Here is an 18,602-nt window from a genome sequence, read left to right as displayed (position 1 = left end):
TCCCCCGAGAGGAGCGCCGGCCGATGGCGAAGATCAAGGTAAACAACCCGGTCGTGGAGATCGACGGCGACGAGATGACCCGGATCATCTGGAAGCAGATCCGGGAGCAGCTGATCCTGCCGTACCTCGACGTCGACCTGCACTACTACGACCTGTCGATCCAGTACCGCGACGAGACCGACGACCAGGTCACCGTCGACGCCGCCAACGCCATCAAGGAGCACGGCGTCGGCGTCAAGTGCGCCACCATCACCCCGGACGAGGCCCGGGTGGAGGAGTTCGGCCTGAAGAAGATGTGGCGGTCGCCGAACGGCACCATCCGCAACATCCTCGGCGGCGTGGTGTTCCGTGAGCCGATCATCATGTCGAACGTGCCGCGGCTCGTCCCGGGCTGGACCAAGCCGATCATCATCGGCCGGCACGCGCACGGCGACCAGTACAAGGCCACCGACTTCGTCGTCCCCGGCCCCGGCAAGGTCACCATCACGTACGCCCCGGCCGACGGCGGCGCGCCGATGGAGATGGAGGTCGCCAACTTCCCCGGCGGCGGCATCGCCATGGGCATGTACAACTTCGACGAGTCGATCCGGGACTTCGCCCGCGCCTCGTTCCGGTACGGCCTGGACCGCAACTACCCGGTCTACATGTCGACCAAGAACACCATCCTCAAGGCGTACGACGGCCGGTTCAAGGACATCTTCGCCGAGGTGTTCGAGGCCGAGTTCAAGGCCGAGTTCGACGCCGCCGGCCTGACCTACGAGCACCGGCTGATCGACGACATGGTCGCCGCCGCGCTCAAGTGGGAGGGCGGGTACGTCTGGGCCTGCAAGAACTACGACGGTGACGTGCAGTCCGACACCGTGGCGCAGGGCTTCGGCTCGCTCGGCCTGATGACCTCGGTGCTGCTCTCCCCGGACGGCCGGACCGTCGAGGCCGAGGCCGCCCACGGCACTGTCACCCGGCACTACCGGCAGTACCAGAGGGGCGAGAAGACCTCGACCAACCCGATCGCCTCGATCTACGCCTGGACCCGGGGCCTGGCCCACCGGGGCAAGCTGGACGGCACCCCGGCGGTCACCGAGTTCGCCAACACGCTGGAGCAGGTCATCGTGGAGACCGTCGAGGGCGGCCAGATGACCAAGGACCTCGCGCTGCTCATCTCACGGGACGCCCCGTGGCTGACCACCGACGAGTTCATGAACGCGCTCGACGAGAACCTGGCCCGCAAGCTCGCGGCCTGAGCCTCCTCGCCGATCACGACGGAGCCCGCCGGTACGCGCCGGCGGGCTCCGTCGTGTCCGGGCGTCGTCATTGCCCGGCGTCCTCGTTGTGGTGCGGGGTGCACGCGGTGGGGCGTCACCCGGGCCCGACCGGGCTCGTTGTTCCGGGTGGACGCGATGCCAGTCCCGTCCACCCGTCCCTTCCCAGCGGGGGCCCGGTCACCGGGCCCCCGCGCCCTGTTTCCGGGGCGCGGGCGACCGGCGGTGTGAAGAAGGGGCCCCGCCTCTACCGGGGGCGTGAAGAAGGGGCCCCGCCTTTCACGCGGCGCGCAGGAGTTCGGCGGCCCGCTCGGGGGCGATGTCGTTGATGAACACACCCATGCCGGACTCCGAACCGGCCAGGTACTTCAGCTTGTCCTTCGCCCGGCGGACGGTGAACAGCTGGAGGTGCAGGTGCCCCAGCTCCCGGTCGACGCGCACCGGCGCCTGGTGCCACGCCGCGATGTACGGCATCGGCAGGTCGAACAGCCCGTCGAAGCGGCGCAGCAGGTCCAGGTAGAGCGGGCCGAAGGCGTCCCGCTCGGCGTCGTCGAGCGCCGGGATGTCCGGCACCGGCCGGTGCGGGGCCACGTGCACCTCGAACGGCCAGCGGGCCGCCGCCGGCACGTACGCGGTCCAGTGCTCGTTGCTGGTCACCACCCGGTCACCGGCGGCGCGCTCGGCGGCCAGCACGTCGGCGTACAGGTTGCCGCCGGTGCGCTCGGCGTGCCGGCGGGCGGCGGCCAGCATGCTCCGGGTCCGCGGCGTGACGAACGGGTACGCGTAGATCTGGCCGTGCGGGTGGTGCAGCGTCACCCCGATCTCCACGCCCCGGTTCTCGAACGGGAACACCTGCTCGACGCCGGGCAGCGCGCTCAGCGCGGTGGTGCGGTCGGCGAGCGCGTCCAGCACGGTCCGCACCCGGCCGGGGGAGAGGCGGGCGAACGAGGCGTTGTGGTCGTCGGTGAAGCAGACCACCTCGCACCGGCCGAGCCCGGGGCGCACCGGGGTGAACGGCGTGATCTCGGCCGGCTCCTCGGCGACCCGCTGGCTCAGCGACGGGAACCGGTTCTCGAAGACCACCACGTCGTAGTCCGGCGCCGGGATCTCGCTGTGCCGGTCGCCGCGCGACGGGCACAGCGGGCACTGGTCGGCCGGGGGCAGGAACGTGCGGGTCTGCCGGTGCACCGCCACCGCCACCCACTCGTCGGTCAGCGGGTCGTACCGCAGTTGCGAGGCGGGCGGCGGCGGGGGCAGGTCCCGCCGGTCCGGTTGGTCCCGCACCGCGTCGTCCCGCTCGTCGAAGTAGATCAACTCCCGGCCGTCGGCCAGCTCGATCTGCGTACGCTTCACTCCGCTCCCTCCGTCGCGGGCACGGTCACCAGCTCACCCACCCGGTCCTCGAGTACCCCTCGCGCGTCGGGTGTCAACCGGTCGTCGGTGACCAGCACGTCCGCCGCGTCGAGGCCGACGATCGACGAGATGCCGACCGTGCCCCACTTGGTGTGGTCGGCGAGCACCACCAGCCCGTCGGCGGCGGCCACCAGCGCGCGGTTCGTGTCCGCCTCCATCAGGTTGGGCGTGGTGAACCCGGCCCGCTCGCTGATCCCGTGCACACCGAGGAAGAGCAGGTCCAGGTGGAGCGCGGCGATCGCGGCCACGGCCAGCGGGCCGACCAGCGCGTCCGACGGGGTGCGGACCCCGCCGGTGAGCACCACGGTCTGGTCCGGCCGGCCACCGACGTGCAGGATCTCGGCCACCGGCAGCGAGTTGGTGACCACCGTCAGGCCGGGCACGTCCACCAGCCGGCGGGCCAACGCGGCGGTGGTGGTGCCGGCGGAGAGCGCGATCGCGGCGCCGGGGCGGACCAGCCGCGCGGCGTGGTCGGCGATGGCGGCCTTCTCCGCGGCCTGGCGGACCGACTTGGCCCGGAAGCCGGGCTCGTCGGTCGAGCCGGGCCCGGCCAGCGTCGCCCCGCCGTGCACCTTGGCGAGCAGACCCTGGTCGTGCAGCGTTTCCAGGTCCCGCCGGATGGTCATGTCCGACACGCCGAACTCGGCGGCCAGCTCGGTGACCCGGACCCCGCCGGCGGCGCGGACCCGCTCCAGGATGGCGGTCTGCCGCTGTCGCGCGAGCATCCCCGGTCACCTCCCGAGCCTTCCCCCACCGCGAACGCGGTCGAACGTGTTCCAACAAAGACGAACACTACCGCTCGGCGGGGGCGGACGCGACACCGCCGCCGTCCCGGGACGGAACGGCGGCGGTCGGCGGATCCGTGCCGGTCAGGCCGGCTGCATGCGTGGCTCCACCCAGCCGGTCTCGGTGAGGTGCTCCAGCACCCGCTGGACCGCCTCCTCGACGGTCAGGTCCGAGGTGTCCACCACCAGATCGGCGTCGGTGGGCTCCTCGTACGGGTCGTCGATGCCGGTCATGCCGGTGAGCAGGCCGGCCCGGGCCCGGGCGTAGAGACCCTTGCGGTCGCGCTGCTCACAGACCGCCAGCGGCGTCGCCACGTGCACCAGCAGGAAACCCGCGCCGGCCGCCTGGGCCATCTCCCGGGCGGTCGACCGGGCCGCCGCGTACGGCGCGATCGGGCAGCAGATGCCGACCCCCCGGTGTCGGGCGATCTCGGCGGCCACCCAGCCGATCCGGCGCACGTTCAGGTCCCGGTCGGCCTTGCTGAAGCCCAGCCCGGCGGAGAGTTCCCGCCGCACCACGTCGCCGTCGAGCAGCGTGATCGTCCGGTCGCCCTGCTCCCGGAGCACGTCGGCGAGAGTCCGGGCGATCGTCGACTTGCCCGAGCCGGAGAGGCCGGTCAGGAAGATCACCAGACCGCGGTGCCGCCGGGGCGGGCGGGCCCGGGCCAGCTCCCGCGCCACCGCGGGCGGGGTGTGCCACTCGGGCAGCGGGAAACCCCGGTCCAGCAGGTCGTCGATCTCGTGCTGGCCGAGCGCCAACCGGCGGTTGCGCGGCGGGATGTCCTCCCGCCAGCGCCACTGCCCGTCCCGGTTGTCGTACGCCAGCTCGCGTGGCACCAGCACCCGCAGGCCCGCGCCGGAGAGCATGCCCTCGGTGGAGAGCAGATGGGTCACGCCGTACGCGGCGGCGACCCGCGCCCGCAGCAACGCGTCGCTGATCTCGTCGCTGCGCCGCGCCAGCGGCACCGCCACCAGCGTCGCCGGCGGCATCCGGTCGCGGGCCGCGAACACGCTGCGCACCAGCGCCTCGGCCGGCAGGCCACCGCTGGACTCCTCGCCCACCGGGATCAGCACCAGCAGGTGCGCGCCGAGCGTCCGGGCCGCGTGCGCGATCTGGGCCAGCTGCGGGCGGTGCAGCGCACGGTCGGCGAAGACGCCGAGCACCCGGCCCGGCGGCAGCAGCCCGCGCACCTCGTCCGGACCGCGCCGCAACCGCTGGAACGGCCCGTGGCCGCCGTCGCCGAGCCGGCGTACCGCGCCGCCCACGCCGACCGTGCCGTCGCGGGCCGGCCAGACGTCGCTCACGTCCATCGCCGCCACCGGGGCGCCCTCGCCGTCGGTGAGCACCAGCGCCCGACGCGCCGGGTCGGCCAGCTCCAGCCCGTCGGCGAGCGCCGCCGGCACCTGGAGCGTCACCGGCACCGGCCACGGAGTGCCGTCGGCGAGCCGGCCACGCCGGCCCAGCGAGGCCAGGTCCGCCCGGGTCATGAAACCGCTCAGCGGCGCGTACGCCCCGGTCAGCAACAACTCCAGATCGGCCAGCTCAGCGGGTCTTGGCGCGTACGACGGCGCATCCCGCAGCACATCCTCGGGCAGGATCCACCCGTTGCTCATCGAACCCCCAACTCGCCGGCCGGCACACAGTTTCGCAGCCCACCGGCGATCGGTCGAGAGCGCCACTCCACCTCCCGGTCACCCGCAGGTCGGCCGGGTGTCGCCGGGCGGGTTCAGCCGGCGGTCGTCAGCGCCGCCGCGCCGAACGAGACAGCGAACCGCTCGCACCAGATGGAGACGCTGGTCAGCCCGGTGAGATCGGTTCCGGCGGGGATCTCGTACGCCTGGTCGCCCCGGTTTCCCTTGAGCGGACCGAGCGCCACGTGCCGCCCGTCGTCGAAGACCCGCCACCCGGACGGCCCGGTCCGAACCGGCTGGTCGGTCAGCCAGACCTGAAGATCCGGACCGTTCGAGGTGTCCAGCCCGACCAGTTCCAGCCGGTGCCGCCCGTCGGCGGTGCGGACGATCCGGGCCGCGCCCCGGGTGTCGTGCTCGTGGCTGACGAACTCGCCGCCGCCGAGCAGCACCGGGCCGGCGGGCGTCGGCGACGGCGCGGCCGGACGTGACGGCGCGGCCGGACGTGACGGCGCGGCCGACCCCGTGGACGACGCCGTGGACGGCACCGCGGAGGGCGTCGCGGACGGCACCGCCACCAGTTCCTCGTGCACCTCCCTGTCGGTGACCAGCTTCCAGGGCTGGAACCAGTACAGCGCGGTCGCCGCCCCGACCACGAGGACGGCGACTGCGATCCAGGTCAGCGGCGCACGCAGCAGACGCATCGGCATGCGTCGAGTGTCCCGGCCCCGGGCGCGGCGGGCACCGGTCCGGCCGCTTACGGAAGCCTTACCGGCGGTGTCCGGGCCGAATCAGGGACAACCCCGAGCGTTTCCCGGTGCAAAGGCGGGCCCCCGCTTCCTAGGCTGGCAGCGTGACACTGCTCGCGACCGAGTCGCTGACCAAGACGTACGGAGGCCGGGTCACCGCGTTGGCCGACCTCACCGTGTCGGTCGAGCCGGGGATCATCGGGCTGGTCGGCGCCAACGGCGCCGGCAAGTCCACCCTGATCAAGATCCTGCTGGGTCTGCTCCCGCCGACCAGCGGCCGGGTGCAGGTGCTCGGCCTCGACCCCACCACCGATCCGGCGCAGGTCCGCGCCCGGGTCGGCTACATGCCCGAGCACGACGCCCTCCCGCCGGACCTCTCCGCCGCCGAGCTGGTCACCCACCTGGGCCGGATGAGCGGGCTGCCGCGCACGGTGGCCCGGGAACGCGCCTCCGAGGCACTGCGCCACGTCGGCCTGCACGAGGAGCGGCACCGGGCGGTCGGTGGCTACTCCACCGGCATGAAGCAGCGGGTCAAGCTCGCCCAGGCCCTGGTGCACGACCCCGACCTGCTGCTGCTCGACGAGCCCACCAACGGCCTCGACCCGGCCGGCCGGGACGCCATGCTGGCGCTCATCCACCGGATCGGCACCGAGTTCGGCATCTCGGTGGTGGTCTGCTCCCACCTGCTCGGCGAGGTGGAGCGGATCTGCGACACGCTCGTCGCCATCGACGGCGGCCGGCTGCTGCGCGCCGACCGGGTCGCCGCCATGACCACCGCCACCGACGTGCTCGCCGTCGAGGTGAGCGAGGGCACCGAGGAACTGGCCGCCCGGCTCGCCGCGCTCGACCTGCCGGTGTCCCGGGACGGGCGGCTGCTGCTCGTCCCGCTCGCCGACGACCACACCTACGACCTGATCCTCGGCGCGGTCGCCGAGCTGGACCTGCCACTGCACCGGCTGGACCAGCGACGGCACCGGGTGGCCGAGCTCTTCGCCCCGAGGGAGCCCAGCCATGTCTGACGCGACGGGCGTCATCCACGACATCGGATACCAGCGCTACACCGGCCCGCGGCTGGGCCGGCGGCAGGTCTTCGGCGCGCTCTACGGGCACGGCGTGCGTACCGTCTTCGGGTTGGGGCGCAGCGCCAAGGCGAAGATCTTCCCCTGGCTGGTGGTCGCCGTGGTCACCGTGGTGGCCGCCGGGCTGACCGCGGTCCGCAGCCAGCTCGGCCAGGTGGTGCTGACGTACGCGCAGTTCGCCGACGCGATGAGCTGGCTGGTCATCTTCTTCGTCGCGGTGGCCGCGCCCGAGCTGGTCTCCCGCGACCTGCGCAGCGGCGTGCTCCCGCTCTACTTCTCCCGTCCGCTGCCCCGCGGCGACTACGCGCTGGCCAAGCTGGCGGCCCTGATGACCGCGCTCTGGCTGCTGCTCGGCGGTCCGCAGCTGGTGATGTTCCTCGGCGCCGCGTTCACCACCTCACGCGGCATGCGCGGGGTGTGGGACGAGCTGCTCGACCTGCTGCCCGGCCTGCTCTACGCCGGGCTGTGGGCGGTGGTCTTCGCCTCGATCGGCCTGCTGGTCGCGTCGTTGACCGGCAAGCGCGCCTTCGCCGCCGGCGGCATCGTCGCGGTGTTCCTGATGACCACGCCGGTGGTCGGCGTGCTGTCCATCATGCCCTCCCGGACGGTCAACGAGCTGGCGTTCCTCGCCTCCCCGTCGTCGCTCGTCAGTGGCGTGGGCACCTGGGCGCTGGGCGACCTGCTGACCCAGGGACAGGAGGGGGGCATCCCGATCGGCGGCTTCGGGCCGGTCTACGCGGTGGTCGCCGTCCTGCTGGTCGCCGCCTGCGTCAGCCTGCTGCTCCTGCGATACCGGAAGGTGGCCGCCCGATGACGGCGCTGCACACGCAACCGGCGGCCGACGCGCCCGCCGCCACGACCAGCACCCTCGACCTGGCCGGCGTCTCCCGCTGGTACGGCAACGTGGTGGCGGTCAACGACGTCACCATGCGGCTCGGCCCCGGGGTGACCGGCCTGCTCGGCCCGAACGGCGCCGGGAAGACCACGCTGCTGCACATGATGGCCGGGTTCCTCGCCCCGTCCCGGGGCGCGGTGACGCTGGACGGGGAGCCGACCTGGCGTAACCCCGGCGTCTACCGGCGGCTCGGCCTGGTCAGCGAGCGGGAGGCGGTGCACACGTTCCTCAGCGCGTACGAGTTCGTGCTGGCCAGCGCGAAGCTGCACCGGCTGCCGGACCCGGAGGCGGCGGCCCGGCGGGCGATCGAGCTGGTCGAGCTGGAGGGCGCGCAGGGCCGCCGGATCGGCACCTACTCCAAGGGCATGCGGCAGCGCACCCGGGTGGCCGCCGCGCTGGTGCACGACCCGCAGGTGCTGCTGCTCGACGAGCCGTTCAACGGGATGGACCCGCGACAGCGGCTGCACATGATGGCGCTGCTGCACCGGCTCGGCGACGCCGGCCGGACCATCCTGTTCAGCTCGCACATCCTGGAGGAGGTCGAGCAGGTCTCCGGCACGGTCCAGGTGATGGTGGCCGGTCGGCTGGCCGCCTCCGGCGACTACCGCACCATCCGCCGCCTGATGACCAACCGGCCGCACGTCTTCGCGGTGCGCTCCACCGACGACCGGGCGCTGGCGGTGGCGCTGATGGCCGAGTCCTCGGTCTCCGGCGTCGAGCTGGGCCGCACCGGCCTGACCGTCAAGGCCGGCGACTACGGCGCGTTCACCCGGGCCCTGCCCCGGATCGCCCTCCGCCACGGCATCCGGGTCCGGCAGCTCCTGCCGGAGGACGAGTCGCTGGAGAGCGTCTTCTCGTATCTGGTGGAGGCCTGATGTCGACCGTTACCTGGATCACCGCCCGCGGCCTGTTCGGCCGGAGCCGGTTCCTCATGCTGTTGCCGTTGCCGCTGGTCCTGATCGGCCTGGCGGTGCTCTGCCGGTCGCTCGGGGTGGACCCGGGCCAGTGGGGGCCGCCGGTGCTGGTCGGCCTCGGCCTGGCCGTGGTGCTGCCGGTGGTCGCGTTGATCGTCGGCACCGGCGTGCTCGGCGCCGAGATCGACGACGGCACCGTGGTGCACATCCTCACCAAGCCGCTGCCCCGCTGGCAGATCGTGCTGCCGAAGCTCGCGGTGGCGGCCGGCGTCAGCGCGGTCACGGTCGCCGTCCCGCTCTACGTGGCCGGCGTGCTGGCCGACTCGGTACGCCTCGGCCTGGCCCTGGTCGCCGCGTCGGTGGCCGGCGCGTTGGCCTACTCGGCGCTGTTCCTGGCGCTCAGCCTGGTGAGCCGGCGACCGGTGCTGCTCGGGCTGGTCTACGTGCTGATCTGGGAGGGGCTGCTCGGCCGGTTCGTCGACGGCACCAAGGTGCTCTCGGTCCAGCAGTGGGTGATCGCGCTGGCCGACCGCATCGCGCCGACCGCGCTGCTCGGCACCACCGTCTCGGTGCCGGTGGCGGTCGTGCTGACCGCCCTGGTGACGGTCGGCTTCACCGCGCTGGCCGTCGACCGCCTCCGCTCGTTCAGCGTCGCCGGCGAGACGAGCTAGAAGGAGGGGCCCCTGCTTAACACCCTTGGGTGAGAAGGGGCCCCTTCTCTACCGGAGGCGTCAAGAAGGGGCCCCTCCATTACCCGACAGCGGGTTAGAACGCGCAGGCGATGACCAGCTCGGGGGTGCGGTCGGGCAGCAGGTCGAGCTTGGCGATCCGCCCCGCCGCGCGCACGTCGTCGGCCACGGTGGTGAGCTGGTCGAGCAGGGCCGCCGGCCCGAGCGCCTCGGCCAGCGGCACGTCCGCCTTCATCGACAGCTTCCGCTCCGACTTGGCGCGGCGCACCTGCCCCAGCGCGTCGGCGGCCAGCCGCAGCAGCTCCGGGTCGCCAGGCGCGGCCAGCGCGCGGTCCACCTCGTACGTGGTCGGCCACGTCGCCCGGTGCACCGAGCCGTACCGCCACCAGGACCAGACCTCTTCGGTGACGAACGGCAGCACCGGCGCGAAGAGCCGCAACTGCACCGACAGCGCGGTGGCGAGCGCCGCCCGCGCCGAGTCGGCCGCCGGCCCGTCACCGTAGGCGCGTTCCTTCACCAGCTCGATGTAGTCGTCGCAGAACCGCCAGAAGAACGCCTCGGTGGCCATCAGGGCGGCGGTGTGGTCGTACCCGTCGAGGGCCGACGTCGCGGCCCCGACCAGGCCGGACAGTTCGGCGAGCATCGCGGTGTCGAGTGGTTCCGTCGCCGGGGCCCGCAGCGCGTCGGCGGCGCCCAGCCCCAACGCGAAGCGGGACGCGTTGAGCAGCTTGGTGGCCAGCCGGCGGCCCACCTTGACCTGGGCCGGGTCGAAGGCGAGGTCCATGCCCGGCTTGCCGTTGGCGGCCCAGTAGCGGACCGCGTCGGAGCCGTGCTCGGCCAGCAACCCCATCGGGGTGACGACGTTCCCCTTGGACTTGGACATCTTCTTCCGGTCCGGGTCGAGGATCCAGCCGGAGAGCACCGTCGTGCGCCAGGGCAGCACACCGTGTTCCAGGTGCGAGCGGGCCACGGTGGCGAACAGCCAGGTGCGGATGATGTCGTGTCCCTGCGGGCGCAGGTCCATCGGGAAGACCCGGGCGAACAGGTCCGGATCGGTCTCCCACCCGCCGACGAGCTGCGGGGTCAGCGACGAGGTGGCCCAGGTGTCCAGCACGTCCGGATCGCCGGTGAAGCCACCGGGCCGACCGCGCTGCGACTCGTCGAAACCGGGCGGCGGCTCGCTTGTCGGATCGATTGGCAACATCGCCTCGTCCGGTGTGAGAGGGTGGGTCCAGTCCGGCTCGCCAGTGTCGTCGAGCCGGTACCACACCGGCACCGGCACGCCGAAGAACCGCTGCCGGCTGACCAGCCAGTCACCGGTGAGGCCGCCCACCCAGTGCTCGTAGCGGTGCCGCATGTGCTCCGGCACCCAGCGCAGCTCGCGCCCGCGGGCCAGCAGCTCGTCGCGCAGGTCGGCGTCGCGACCGCCGTTGCGCAGGTACCACTGTCGGGTCGAGACGATCTCCAACGGCCGGTCGCCGCGCTCGTAGAACTTCACCGGGTGCGTGATCGGGCGCGGCTCGCCGACCAGGTCGCCGGCCTCGCCCAGCAGCTCCACCACCGCGCGCCGGGCACCGTTGACGCTCTGCCCGGCCAGCGCCGCGTAGGGCCCCGCCGGCACGTCCGCCGGCGGCTCCGGCAGCAGCCGCCCGTCCCGGCCGATCACCACCCGGGTCTCCAGCCGCAGGTCCCGCCACCAGGTCACGTCCGCCAGGTCACCGAACGTGCAGACCATCGCGATGCCCGTGCCCTTGGCCGGGTCCGCCAGCGCGTGCGCGCGCACCGGCACCGCCACCTCGAAGACGGGGGTACGCACAGCGGTGCCGACGAGGTCGGCGTACCGCTCGTCGTCGGGGTGGCAGACCAGCGCCACGCAGGCCGGCAGCAGCTCCGGCCGGGTGGTGTCGATCAGCACCTCGCGCCCGTCCGGCCCGGTGAACCGCAGCCGGTGGTACGCGCCGGGCCGGACCCGGTCCTCCAGTTCCGCCTGCGCGACCGCGGTGCCGAACCCGACGTCCCAGAGCGTCGGCGCCTCGGCCTGGTACGCCTCACCGCGGGCCAGGTTGCGCAGGAACGCGCGCTGGCTGGCCGCCCGGGCCGCCGGCCCGATCGTGGTGTACGTCAACGACCAGTCCACGGAGAGGCCGAGCCGCCGCCACAGCGCCTCGAACGCCTGCTCGTCGGTCACGGTCAACGTTTCGCACAGCTCGATGAAGTTGCGTCGGGAGATCGCCGTCGGGTTCTTTCGGGCGTCGGCGCTCACCGGCGTGGCCGGCGGTCGCCAGTCGGTGTCGTACGGCAACGCCGGGTCGGGGCGCACGCCGTAGACGTTCTGCACCCGGCGCTCGGTGGGCAGCCCGTTGTCGTCCCAGCCCATCGGGTAGAAGACGGTCCGCCCGCGCATCCGCTGGAACCGGGCCACGACGTCGGTGTGCGTGTACGAGAAGACGTGCCCCATGTGCAGCTCGCCCGACACGGTCGGCGGCGGGGTGTCGATGGAGTACACGTCCGCGCGTTCCTTCGTGCGGTCGAACGCGTACGTGCCGTCCGCCTGCCAGCGGCCGGCCCAGGTCTCTTCCAGGCCGTCCAGGCTCGGACGCTCGGGGACCCCGGAGCGCCCCGTCCTCGTCGTGTCACTCATCCGCCGATGGTAGGCGGGTGCGGCGGGGCCGCTCCACGGCTTTCACGGGTCCAGCCGACGAACCGGGCGAACAGCGCTTGTGGTGATGGTGCCTCGTTCGGGCTCAGGCGATACAGGTCGATCGCTGCTTCGTAGAGCTGCCCGCACAGGTAGACCGACATGCCCAGCCGATCATCCGCGTACTCGGTGACCAGGGCCAGGCGGGCGATCGCACACGGCCATGGTTGGGCGCAGCGCTTGCAGAGCCAGATCGGGCGCATCGGTAGGTGCGGGCGGGCGGCGCTGCTCATGCCGGCGCCGGAGCCGTTACGCGGGATCGACGACGGTTGACCGGCGCTGCCGGTGTGGGGGTAGTGAGCCAGCGCAGTCCGGCCGGCTGTACGAACAACTCCCGTTTGGCGACTGCCTCGCCCCTGGCGTTCAGCTCGTACGCCTCGATCCAGGTCCAGCCGTCGTAGCAGTGCCGGTCCGTGAGTTCTCGAATGACGCGGACGATGATCGGACGAACGAATTGGACGCTCGCGGAGCGGGTCAGATGCAGGACGTCTCCGCCCCTGATCGATGCAGTGGTCGCCGGCACGTCTCCCCCTCGGTGGTTGGGAAGGGGCCGCCCCTGGTTACCCGCCCACGAGCGGCCCCGGCCGCGCTCCCGCCGGGCATCGGTCCTCCACCAGGTAGCGCCGCACGCACCACCTTCCTCGGAGCTACGGGATCAATACACAGCGTTAAGGTATGGTGCCGAGGTATCCGGGACGTCCACAGGGAGACGGGATGAACCACGTACTCCAAGCGGCGATGGTTGAGGCTGGCGAGACGGCCGAGAGCCTTGCAGATCAGACCGGTGTAGATCCGAAGACGGCTGCGCGCTGGATCTCCCCTGGGCGTGTGCCGCAACCACGGAGACGCGCGCAGGTGGCCGCGCTCCTTGGACGGGACGTTCAGGACCTATGGCCCGATGTCCTCAAGCGTCGCGAGCCGCAATGGCTACGCGCATGGGTCGACTGGGAACGGGAAGCGGTAGCGCTCCGCTGGTTCGAGCATTGCTGGATACCTGGCTTGCTCCAGACCGAGGCGTATGCACGGGCGACGCTCGCCGGTGAGGCGCTCACCTCGATGGAGGCAGACGATCTGGTTGCCTCCCGTATCGAGCGCCAAGCAATCCTGCGCCGGGAGCGACCGCCTCTGTTCGTCGCCGTCATCTTCGCAGGAGTGCTGTACCAGTCGGCGTATGGCGACCGTGAGCTGATGCGCGAGCAGGTCGAGCACGTTGCCCGCTGCGCGGCTCTTCCTATGGTGCAGGTGCACATCGTGCCGAAGGACGTGGGCATGTATCCGGGGCTCGGCGGCGGTTTCATCATCGCCGAACTACCCAGCGGTGAGCACGTCGCCCATGTCGACAGTCAGGGGCCAGCGCAGATCGTCAATGAGGCTGCGCCCGTTGCTACGCTCGGCCGTAGATGGGAGCGCATCAGGGGTGAGGCCCTCTCCCGCAACCAGTCCCTAGACCTGATCAGAGAAGCGGCAGGATCATGGACATGACCGGTGCGCAGTGGCGCAAGAGCACGAAGAGCGGCAACAACGGTGGTTCGTGTGTCGAGGTGGCGGACAACCTCCCGGGTGTCGTCCTGGTCCGGGACACCAAGGACCGTGACGGCGGCACGCTGACCTTCGGGCCAGCTTCCTGGCAGGGCTTCGTCAACCTGGCCAAGAAGCTCGGCCCCGTGGGCTGACCCGACATGACCCAGAGCCCCGGCTACCCGAAGTGATCGCAGTGCATGCGCCCAGCCTGGCTGGTGCACTCCTGGCGGCCAAGATGGCCGGCCACCCGCACGTGATTATCGACGGCACGCTGATCGACCACATGATCACGAAACGTTACCGAGGCTTTTGCGCGGAATAGCTCACTGCGTCGCGGTCCACAGAACTCGTCGTGTTGATCTAGGGTGATGCGATGACCGCCAAGCCCGTGACGACAGTGCTGTTCGACTTCGCCTGGACTCTGTTCGCCAGGGACTCGGAGCGCTGGGCGGGCAACGCGGCGGCATCGATCGACCGGACATTGGCTGCCGGCGAGGCGCACCGTATTGCTGGCGACTTCGCGGAACTGTTGCGGGAGACGGCCACGGATCCGGCACACATCGCCCGAGATCTGGATCCGCGAGTCTGGGATCGGGCGATCCTCGCCGTGCTCGAAAAGATTCCTGGGGTGGACCAGGCGCTTGCATCGGTCTTGCACGAAACACACGCCGAAGCGATCGAGCCGTACGCCGACACCGTCGCCACCCTGTCCGCACTGCGTGATAGCGGTGTTCGCATCGGCGTCGTCAGCAACGTCGGCTGGGATATCCGAAAATGCTTCGCGCGGCACGGACTCGACGGCTATGTCGATGCGTTCGTACTGTCCTATGAGGTCGGCTTCGTCAAACCGGACCCTCGTATCTGGGGCGCCGCCCTCGAAGCCCTCCATGCCGCGCCGGATCAGACCCTGATGGTAGGTGATCATCCCGCCAGCGACGGCGGATCGGTTTCCGCCGGCATACCAGCGCTGATCCTGCCAATGGTGGATTCGCCCGCGCAGAAACGCGGCTTCGAATACGTGCTCAGGCTTGCCCAGGTTCCGTCCTGACAGGTCGGTCGCAAAAGATATCCAAGGCCATCGGGAACCGTGGTCACCATGTTGCGCGTAAAGGTTCATTGACTTGACCGAAAAGGATGCGGGCCGAAGTGACGACCGTCAGCTAGGCCCACATCGAGCGGGAAGTTCCTACGAACAGATCAGCTCTCCGCGCTGTTTCTTCAGTCATGAACGGACGGTCGACCGGCTCCGGCGTGAGCGGTGCGACGAGGCTGCCCGATCACCAGCCGACTCAGAGCAGCGAGTCGCGCCACTGGCGGTGCAGGGCGGCGTACCGGCCGCCGGCGGCGGCCAGTTCGGTCGGGGGGCCGTCCTCGACTATTCCGCCCGTGTCGAGGACCAGCACCCGGTCGGCGATCTCCACGGTGGAGAGCCGGTGGGCGATCACCAGCGCGGTGCGGTCGCACAACACGTTGCGCAACGCGTGCTGCACCAGCCGCTCGGTCGGCACGTCCAGCGACGAGGTGGCCTCGTCGAGGATCAGCACCCGGGGGTCGGCCAGGAACGCCCGGGCGAACGCGACGAGTTGCCGCTGCCCGGCGGAGAGCCGGCCGCCACGCCGGTGCACGTCGGTGGCGTACCCGTCGGGCAGCGCGGCGATGAACTCGTGCGCGCCGATGGCCCGGGCGGCGGCCACCACGGCGGCGTCGTCGGCGTCCGGGCGGCCGAACCTGATGTTCTCCGCGACGGAACCGCTGAACAGGTGGGTCTCCTGGGTGACCAGCACCACCGCCCGGCGCAGTTCGGCGTCGGCCAGGTCGCGCAGGTCCACCCCGTCCAGGTGGACCGAGCCGGCGTCCGGGTCGTGGAAGCGGGCCAGCAGCTTCGCCAGCGTGGACTTGCCGGCCCCGGTCGGCCCGATCAACGCCACGGTCTGCCCGGCCGGGACGGTCAGCTCCAGCCCGGACAGGATCGGCGTCTCCGGCCGGTAGCCGAAGGAGACCGAGCGGAAGGCCACGGCGCCGCGCGGCGGCCCGGTGGGCAGCGGCACCGGCCGCGCCGGCTCGGCCACCGCCGGGCGCTCGTCCAGCACCCCGGCCAGCTTCTCCAGGGCTGCGGTCGCCGACTGGAGCGAGTTGTAGAACTGGCTCAGCTCCTCCATCGGCTCGAAGAACCGCCGCAGGTAGAGCAGGAACGCGGCGAGCACGCCGACCTCGGTGTGGCCGCCGAGCACCCGCCAACCGCCGTACGCGAGCACCGTGGCGGCGGTCAGGTTGCCGATCAGCCGGATGCCCGGCGAGTAGATCGCGATCAGCCGGAACGCCCGCAGGCTGGCCCGCCGGTAGTCGTCGTTGACCGCGGCGAAGATGCGCTGGTTGCGGGGCTCGCGGCGGAACGCCTGCACGGCGCGGATGCCGCGCAGCGACTCGACGAAGTGCACGATGACCAGCGCCACCGCCTCCCGGGTGCGCCGGTACGCCCCGGCGGAGGCCCGCGCGAACCAGCGGGACAGCCCGAACAGGAACGGGAACGCGAACAGCGTGACCGCGGCCAGCGGCAGGTCCAGCCAGAGCAGGATGCCGGCCACCGACAGCACCGACAGCACGGCCATGACCAGCCGGTCGATCCCGCCGTCGACCAGCTCGCCGATCGATTCCAGGTCGCTGGTCAGCCGGGACACCATCCGGCCGGACGTGTAGCGCTCGTGGAAGCCGACGTCGAGGCGGAGAAAGTGCGCGTACACCCGCTGGCGCAGGTCGAGCAGGACGGCCTGGCCGATCCGGGCGGCGAGGGCGAGGAACGCGCGCCGGGCCGCGTACTCGACGGCGGTCGCCACGACGAACGCGGCGGCGACCGCGACCAGTGGGCCGGCGTCACCGGCCCGCAGCGGCCCGATGCCCCGGTCGATGCCGAGCATGACCAGGTACGGACCGGTCATCGCCGCCGCGTTCTGGGCCAGCAGCAGCGCCACGGCCAGCCCGAGCGGCGCCCGGTGCGGGTGGAGCAGCGTCCGCAGCAGGAGCCGGCTGCGGACGCGGAGCCGGGTCACCGCCGCCGGTGACGAGCCCTCCGCGCGGCTGCGGTCGGCGTCCGGGTCGGTGGCCCGGCCCCGCCACCGGGTCAGGTCGGCGTCCGGCGCGGTCACGACCGCACCAGGCCGACGCCGCCCGGCCGCCCCTCCGGCTCGGCGGAGAGCACCGCCCGGTACGCGGGCACCCCGGCCAGCATCTCGGAGTGGGTGCCGACGGCCACCACCCGACCGGCCTCCAGCAGCGCCACCCGGTCGGCCAGCGCCACGGTCGAGGGCCGGTGCACCACCAGCAGCGCCGTGGTGTCCCGCAGCACCCGGCGCAGCGCGGCCTCGACAAGCGCCTCGGTGTGCACGTCCAGCGCGGAGAGCGGGTCGTCGAGGACCAGCAGGGCGGGCCGGCCGAGCACCGCCCGGGCCAGCGCGAGCCGCTGCCGCTGCCCGCCGGAGAGCGACAGCCCCTGCTCACCGATCCGGGTGGCCAACCCCCACGGCAGCTCGTACGCGAACTCCGCCTGCGCCAGCGTCAGGGCGGCCCGGATCTCCTCCTCGCCGGCCTCGGGCCGGCCCAGGGTGAGATTTTCCCGGACCGACATGGAGAACAGCGTCGGCTCCTCGAAGGCCACCCCGACCAGCCGGCGCAGCGAGTTGAGGCGCAGGTCGCGTACGTCGTGCCCGTCGAGCGTGAGCCGGCCGCCGGTCACCTCGTGCAGCCGGGGGACCAGCGAGAGCACCGTGCTCTTGCCGCACCCGGTGGCGCCGACCAGGGCGAGCGTCTCGCCCGGCTCGACGGTCAGGTCCAGGTCGTGCAGCACCGGGGCGGGCGCGCCGGGGTAGCGGAAGCTCACCCGCTCGAAGCGGAGCCGGCCGTGGATCTCGCCGCGGCCCAGCGACCGGGCGTGCGGGGCGTCCACGATGGTCGGCGGCGTGTCGAGCACCTCCTGGATCCGGTCGGCGGCGGTGGCGGCCTCCTGCCCGTTCGCGATGATCCAGCCGAGTGACTGCACCGGCCAGATCAGCATGAGCTGGAGGCTGACGAACGCGACAAGTTGCCCGATGGTGAGCGCGCCCCCGGCCACGGCGGCGGCACCGGCCACCAGGACCGCGCCGAGCGTCAGATTGGGGACCAGGTCGAACAGCGCGGAGGTGCGGGCCAGCAGGCGGGCCTTGCCGATCCCGGTGTCGTGCAGCCGGCGGGCCCCGGCGGCGAACCGGGCGGCCAGTTCCGGGCCCCGCCCGTACGCCCGCATGGTGCGCAGCCCCTGCGCGGTCTCCTCGACCAGGGTGGCCACGTCGCCCTGCTGGTCCTGCATGCGACGGGAGGCCGCGTGGTAGTGCCGGGCGAACCGCCGGCTGATCAGGAACAGCGGGACGGCGCTGGCCGCGACCAGCAGCCCCAGCCAGGGGTGCAGCCGGATCAGCAGCACCACCACGGCGGCGTAGGTGATCAGGTTGAGCACCAGGAAGAGCAGGCCGAAGGAGAGGAACCGGCGGATCACCGAGAGGTCGCTGGTGATCCGGGAGAGCAGTTGACCGGACTGCCAGCGGTCGTGGCAGCCGACCGGGAGCCGTTGCAGGTGCGCGTAGATGTCGGCCCGGATGGCCGCCTCCATGCCCACCGAGGAGGACGACTGCGTCCACCGCCGGATGAAGATCAGCACGGCTTCGGCGAGCCCGAGCAGCAGCGCGAGCGCGCCGAGCCGGAGCAGGCCGGAGGCGTCGTGCCGGGCCACCGGCCCGTCCACCACCCGCTGCACCACCAGCGGGACGGCCAGGCTCGCCGCGGTCGCGGCCAGCGCGGCGAGCAGCAGCCAGGCGAACTCCGTCGCGTACGGGCGCAGGTAGGGCCGCAGCCGCCAGAGGTTGTGCAGCGGCTGGGACCGGGCGTCGGTATGCGCCGCGGGATTGCCGTCGCTGGGCGCGGGCACCAACCGACGGTAGCGGC

At 72.3% G+C, this 18,602-nt stretch carries 16 protein-coding genes; 8 read left to right on the top strand and 8 right to left on the bottom strand.

Annotated elements, in window-relative coordinates; genetic code table 11:
* The first annotated feature begins 23 nt into the window (after positions 1 to 23).
* Positions 24 to 1,241 carry an NADP-dependent isocitrate dehydrogenase gene (locus ACIA6B_RS30610; protein ID WP_396778701.1) on the top strand — a complete coding sequence of 406 codons (1,218 nt, stop codon included), beginning with the start codon at positions 24 to 26 and terminating at the stop codon, positions 1,239 to 1,241.
* A gap of 297 nt (positions 1,242 to 1,538) precedes the next feature.
* Here the strand turns inward: ACIA6B_RS30610 and galT are convergent, their stop codons facing one another.
* The 4 genes from galT to ACIA6B_RS30590 all read right to left on the bottom strand — a co-directional run bounded on the left by galT (position 1,539) and on the right by ACIA6B_RS30590 (position 5,796).
* Positions 1,539 to 2,612: a galactose-1-phosphate uridylyltransferase gene (gene galT, locus ACIA6B_RS30605; protein WP_281937942.1), complete on the bottom strand. Its 1,074-nt coding sequence runs from the start codon at positions 2,610 to 2,612 to the stop codon at positions 1,539 to 1,541.
* Positions 2,609 to 3,397, bottom strand: coding sequence for a DeoR/GlpR family DNA-binding transcription regulator (locus ACIA6B_RS30600; protein WP_396778699.1), 789 nt, complete (start codon positions 3,395 to 3,397; stop codon positions 2,609 to 2,611). Before ACIA6B_RS30600 ends, galT begins: the two co-directional genes overlap by 4 nt.
* A gap of 144 nt (positions 3,398 to 3,541) precedes the next feature.
* Positions 3,542 to 5,071, bottom strand: a complete 1,530-nt coding sequence (cysC, locus tag ACIA6B_RS30595) for an adenylyl-sulfate kinase (protein WP_396778697.1) — start codon at positions 5,069 to 5,071, stop codon at positions 3,542 to 3,544.
* A gap of 113 nt (positions 5,072 to 5,184) precedes the next feature.
* Positions 5,185 to 5,796, bottom strand: coding sequence for a DM13 domain-containing protein (locus tag ACIA6B_RS30590; RefSeq protein WP_396778696.1), 612 nt, complete (start codon positions 5,794 to 5,796; stop codon positions 5,185 to 5,187).
* 143 nt (positions 5,797 to 5,939) lie between these two features.
* Here ACIA6B_RS30590 and ACIA6B_RS30585 point away from each other — a divergent pair, with 143 nt between their 5' ends.
* The 4 genes from ACIA6B_RS30585 to ACIA6B_RS30570 are packed head-to-tail and all read left to right on the top strand — an operon-like array spanning position 5,940 to position 9,394.
* Positions 5,940 to 6,854 carry an ABC transporter ATP-binding protein gene (locus ACIA6B_RS30585; protein ID WP_396778694.1) on the top strand — a complete coding sequence of 305 codons (915 nt, stop codon included), beginning with the start codon at positions 5,940 to 5,942 and terminating at the stop codon, positions 6,852 to 6,854.
* Positions 6,847 to 7,728 (top strand): ABC transporter permease, encoded by an 882-nt coding sequence (locus ACIA6B_RS30580; RefSeq protein WP_281937936.1) that lies wholly within the window; start codon positions 6,847 to 6,849, stop codon positions 7,726 to 7,728. Before ACIA6B_RS30585 ends, ACIA6B_RS30580 begins: the two co-directional genes overlap by 8 nt.
* Positions 7,725 to 8,684, top strand: coding sequence for an ABC transporter ATP-binding protein (locus tag ACIA6B_RS30575; RefSeq protein WP_107158991.1), 960 nt, complete (start codon positions 7,725 to 7,727; stop codon positions 8,682 to 8,684). Before ACIA6B_RS30580 ends, ACIA6B_RS30575 begins: the two co-directional genes overlap by 4 nt.
* Positions 8,684 to 9,394: an ABC transporter permease gene (locus ACIA6B_RS30570; RefSeq protein ID WP_396778691.1), complete on the top strand. Its 711-nt coding sequence runs from the start codon at positions 8,684 to 8,686 to the stop codon at positions 9,392 to 9,394. The genes ACIA6B_RS30575 and ACIA6B_RS30570 overlap by 1 nt, the downstream gene beginning before the upstream one ends.
* A gap of 94 nt (positions 9,395 to 9,488) precedes the next feature.
* On the opposite strand, the gene valS is transcribed toward ACIA6B_RS30570, so the two are convergent.
* Both valS and ACIA6B_RS30560 read right to left on the bottom strand, forming a co-directional pair.
* Positions 9,489 to 12,053, bottom strand: coding sequence for a valine--tRNA ligase (gene valS / locus ACIA6B_RS30565; RefSeq protein WP_396778690.1), 2,565 nt, complete (start codon positions 12,051 to 12,053; stop codon positions 9,489 to 9,491).
* Positions 12,050 to 12,343, bottom strand: coding sequence for a hypothetical protein (locus tag ACIA6B_RS30560; RefSeq protein WP_396778688.1), 294 nt, complete (start codon positions 12,341 to 12,343; stop codon positions 12,050 to 12,052). Before ACIA6B_RS30560 ends, valS begins: the two co-directional genes overlap by 4 nt.
* 481 nt (positions 12,344 to 12,824) lie before the next feature.
* Between ACIA6B_RS30560 and ACIA6B_RS30555 the strand changes: the two genes are divergently transcribed.
* From ACIA6B_RS30555 to ACIA6B_RS30545, 3 genes are all read left to right on the top strand, one after another.
* Positions 12,825 to 13,592: a DUF5753 domain-containing protein gene (locus ACIA6B_RS30555; protein WP_396778686.1), complete on the top strand. Its 768-nt coding sequence runs from the start codon at positions 12,825 to 12,827 to the stop codon at positions 13,590 to 13,592.
* The gene (locus ACIA6B_RS30550; RefSeq protein ID WP_396778684.1) at positions 13,589 to 13,783 is read left to right on the top strand and encodes a DUF397 domain-containing protein; all 195 of its coding nucleotides are present in this window, start codon (positions 13,589 to 13,591) and stop codon (positions 13,781 to 13,783) included. Before ACIA6B_RS30555 ends, ACIA6B_RS30550 begins: the two co-directional genes overlap by 4 nt.
* 221 nt (positions 13,784 to 14,004) lie before the next feature.
* The gene (locus ACIA6B_RS30545) at positions 14,005 to 14,679 is read left to right on the top strand and encodes an HAD family hydrolase (RefSeq protein ID WP_396778682.1); all 675 of its coding nucleotides are present in this window, start codon (positions 14,005 to 14,007) and stop codon (positions 14,677 to 14,679) included.
* Between the two features lie 241 nt (positions 14,680 to 14,920).
* Here ACIA6B_RS30545 and ACIA6B_RS30540 read toward each other — a convergent pair whose 3' ends face one another.
* Positions 14,921 to 16,774 (bottom strand): ABC transporter ATP-binding protein, encoded by a 1,854-nt coding sequence (locus tag ACIA6B_RS30540; RefSeq protein WP_396778681.1) that lies wholly within the window; start codon positions 16,772 to 16,774, stop codon positions 14,921 to 14,923.
* Complete coding sequence (locus tag ACIA6B_RS30535) at positions 16,771 to 18,585, bottom strand: ABC transporter ATP-binding protein (RefSeq protein WP_396778679.1); 1,815 nt, start codon at positions 18,583 to 18,585, stop codon at positions 16,771 to 16,773. Before ACIA6B_RS30535 ends, ACIA6B_RS30540 begins: the two co-directional genes overlap by 4 nt.
* Positions 18,586 to 18,602 lie beyond the last annotated feature (17 nt).

Origin of the sequence: Micromonospora sp. NPDC051141 (assembly GCF_044455765.1) — a bacterium.
Lineage (GTDB): Bacteria > Actinomycetota > Actinomycetes > Mycobacteriales > Micromonosporaceae > Micromonospora.
Note: the sequence above shows the minus strand (reverse complement) of the source record. Positions and strands in the feature narration are given on the sequence as shown.